4 protein-coding genes are annotated in these 3329 nt (G+C 42.5%); 3 read left to right on the forward strand and 1 reads right to left on the reverse strand.

Going from position 1 to position 3329, the window contains the following annotated elements; genetic code table 11:
* The first annotated feature begins 255 nt into the window (after nt 1-255).
* The 3 genes from IQ230_RS26065 to galK are packed head-to-tail and all read left to right on the forward strand — an operon-like array spanning nt 256 to nt 2284.
* Nucleotides 256-1008, forward strand: a complete 753-nt coding sequence (locus IQ230_RS26065) for a M24 family metallopeptidase (RefSeq protein ID WP_228055450.1) — start codon at nt 256-258, stop codon at nt 1006-1008.
* A complete protein-coding gene (locus IQ230_RS27205) occupies nt 986-1177 on the forward strand; it encodes a hypothetical protein (RefSeq protein WP_228055452.1) in 192 nt (63 codons plus the stop codon). Before IQ230_RS26065 ends, IQ230_RS27205 begins: the two co-directional genes overlap by 23 nt.
* 42 nt (nt 1178-1219) lie before the next feature.
* Nucleotides 1220-2284, forward strand: a complete 1065-nt coding sequence (galK, locus tag IQ230_RS26070; RefSeq protein WP_193935075.1) for a galactokinase — start codon at nt 1220-1222, stop codon at nt 2282-2284.
* 11 nt (nt 2285-2295) lie between these two features.
* Here galK and IQ230_RS26075 read toward each other — a convergent pair whose 3' ends face one another.
* Complete coding sequence (locus tag IQ230_RS26075) at nt 2296-2514, reverse strand: hypothetical protein (protein ID WP_193935076.1); 219 nt, start codon at nt 2512-2514, stop codon at nt 2296-2298.
* Nucleotides 2515-3329 lie beyond the last annotated feature (815 nt).

Here is a 3329-nt window from a genome sequence, read left to right on the forward strand (position 1 = left end):
TTCGACTCACTTGATGCTGTTACAGATGTCCTTTGCCAAGGCTTGCAGGAGTTAATGCTAGCTCCTGCAAAGCTGTCTTCCATGACCTACTTCCCTCATCTGAGAATTGTTCTTTAGAACGCGGTTTAGTATCAAATCCTCATTGAAACTGAAGCACAAGGTTTACGTCTTCGCGCTACGGATTGGTTTGCTTGGGCAACGGCTGGGGCTTCTAACACGGTACTTCTGAACGCTGAAACTGGAGTTGCAGAAGTATTGGTAACTGCCCAAGATGCTTGGGTGTTGACCGATGAAATCGAAGCTCAACGGCTAAAAGACGAAGAACTACCCGCTAATTTTCAGTTAAACGTTAATCCCTGGGCTGATACTGCTAGTCGCGAAGCCTTTGTGCGGGATGCGACTTCTGGTGGCAAGGTTTTAAGCGATCGCCCGATTCCCCACGTCGAGAAGCGCTTACCACCTGCGTTACAAATCCATAAAAGAGTCATGATGTCAAGCGAACTAGCGCGATATCATCAAGTAGGACGCCAAGCAAGCGAAGCAATGACCGAGGTATTACAAGCAGCTAAGCCGACTTGGACAGAATATCAGTTAGCAGGTGCAGGTGCAGAAGCATTGTGGGCTAGAGGATTACATCCAGCTTTAACGTTGGCAGCTGGCGAAAGGCGTTTACCGTTATACCGTCATGCTACCCCAAGCCGCGAACCTTTGGGACGACAAGCAATGCTTGTGTTTTGCGCCAGAGGATTTGGGTTGTATGCGAACCTTACCCGATTTGTTAATTTTGGTGTATTAGCAGACGAACGCGCAATGCACAACCACGTTCGTGAAATCGAAGCCGAAGCACTGGATTTGTGCCAGCCTGGAGTGACTTTAGATGCAATTTATCACGCCCTAGCACACGCTTACCAACAACACGGGTTTGCTTCATGCGATTCGCAAACATCACCAGGGAGGAACAACGGGATATCTAGCGCGAGAAATTGTGGCGAATCCCACGACAACTGACACGCTGGTAGAAAACATCGTTGTTGCTTGGAATCCTAGTTTACCAGGGGCAAAGATTGAAGATACTTTTGCGATTGTGACTGAGGGATTGGAAAATTTGACTTTCGATCCCAATTTTCCCAGCGTAGAAGTAGCAGGAAGGCTGCGCCCTGTGCCTTTGATAAATTAATAAATTAATAAGACATTATAGAGATCCTCTGACCTCTACTATATGAACTTTCAACAGATATTTGGTAATCCACCTGAAATTGAAGCAAGTGCGCCAGGAAGAGTTAATTTACTTGGCGAACATACTGATTACAACGATGGATTTGTTCTCCCCACTGCAATCCCACAACGTACAACCGTACAAATAGGTTTGAGTCGCGATTTGCAACATCACTTTTACTCGGAAAATTTAGATGAGAAAGTTAGCATTTCTGGCGATCACCCGCCATCTGGATTCGCAAGTTATATTTTTGGCTGTATCGACTTATTGGTCAAATCAGGGTATAAAATATCACCAATAAATATATGGGTTAACTCTACCGTACCAATCGGTTTAGGTTTATCCAGTAGCGCCGCGTTGGAAGTCGCAACGCTGAGGGGAGTGCGCTCGCTTTTTAACCTTCCACTCAATGATGTTGAACTTGCCCAAATCGGACAACAAGCAGAAATTCAGTACGCAGGTTTAAACTGCGGCATTATGGATCAAATGGCGTCCAGCTTAGCTGATATCGACTCGATGCTATTTCTTGACACGCGCACCTTAGAACGGCGAGTGTTACCTTTTCCCAAAGGTGCCGAAATTTTAGTCATCGATAGTGGTGTCCATCACGCACTCGCAAAAGATAGCGGCTATAATCAGCGTCGGGCTGAATGCGAAGAAGCGGCGCGGCTATTGCAAGTGAAAGCACTGCGCGACATCACCGATCCACAAGCTGTAGAGTTCTTACCCGAACCACTTAAACGTCGTGCGCGTCATGTCATTACCGAAAACAACCGAGTGCTAGAAGCTGCACAGGGAGTATCGGTTGAACGCTTTGGCGAATTAATGAATGCTTCCCATGCAAGTCAGCGTGATGATTACGAAGTTTCGGTTGTCGCCGTTGACACCTTAGTTGCCATCTTACAGAAAACCCCAGGAGTATTTGGCGCACGTCTTACAGGTGGAGGGTTTGGAGGGGCTTGCGTTGCTTTGATTGCATCGGGTGAGGAAGCAATCGCAACTGATGTCCTCAAACAATTCAACCACGCCGGTTATGTTGGACACATTTTAGTTCCTACCAAAAGTTGAACGCATTTGATTTATTGGCTTCTAACCCGCAGCCAAACTTTCTTAACCAAAGCTTCTTCATCTGGCGATCGCTGTACCTTTTTCAACAGCGGTGCAACTTGATACGCTTCTTCTGAAGGTACCCCAGCACGGATGAGGTTTTGGATCAGAATGTAATTTTGGGATAGTTGTTTATCTTGCACGTGTCGCCTATCCTCTTTACTCTCCATAGTCAAATCTAATTCTGCCATAGTTTTTACACTTTTTTTAAGGCAATTTCTGTTTATCTGGTGTTAATTTAAGGCTGTTTTAGACTGCCTAGGTATAAGATTTCTTTTGCACAAATTTGCCACTTTAAAAATTAGTAAATAATTAGACATTGATTAAGCCATATTACGTCAGCATTATTAAAATTCTATTTTTTGTGCCTAACTACTTTACTAATCTGTTTTAGATATTAAGTAAATATTCATCAATATTGAAGCATCTTCTAGTAATTTTATTATAAATGCTTCTTAAAATGGCAGCTTCATCCTTGCAGCTTATTATCCTTGTAATTAAGACATATTTTTGTGTGAAGTTGATATGTCTATTTGAATACAAGAAGTAGTTTTATTGTTATTTGTATGAAAGGCTACAAACTAAGTTTACATCCAAGCAACATTGTCAAATCAGAATTGCAAATTTAGTATTTTAATTGTGGTAACAAATTAGCCATTTTTGATTGAGAAAATTTGTATTTTTTACAATAGACTGAATTGATAAATACCCATGCCTGGAGGTAGAAGGGAGCGTACATTATGAAGCTTAATCTTGGATAAAAGACAAACATAAAATTAACGTCAATTAAGATTTTTATTCAAGCTATTCATAGCACTTTCGTAAATAAATTATGAGTTCCATCGATTTCAACTCAGATGACTCTTTTGGAAAAGAAAGGGTAGTCCTACAGAAGTAAGGATGTCAGTATAGACAGAGAGGTCTTTTCACTCTCAACCATGTCAGCAGCCGCTTTAACTTGTCCGCGATGTCAATCAACTTCCTTCGTGAAGAATGGCAGAACCCA

The sequence above is a fragment of the Gloeocapsopsis crepidinum LEGE 06123 genome (genome assembly GCF_015207655.1).
Lineage (GTDB): Bacteria > Cyanobacteriota > Cyanobacteriia > Cyanobacteriales > Chroococcidiopsidaceae > Gloeocapsopsis > Gloeocapsopsis crepidinum.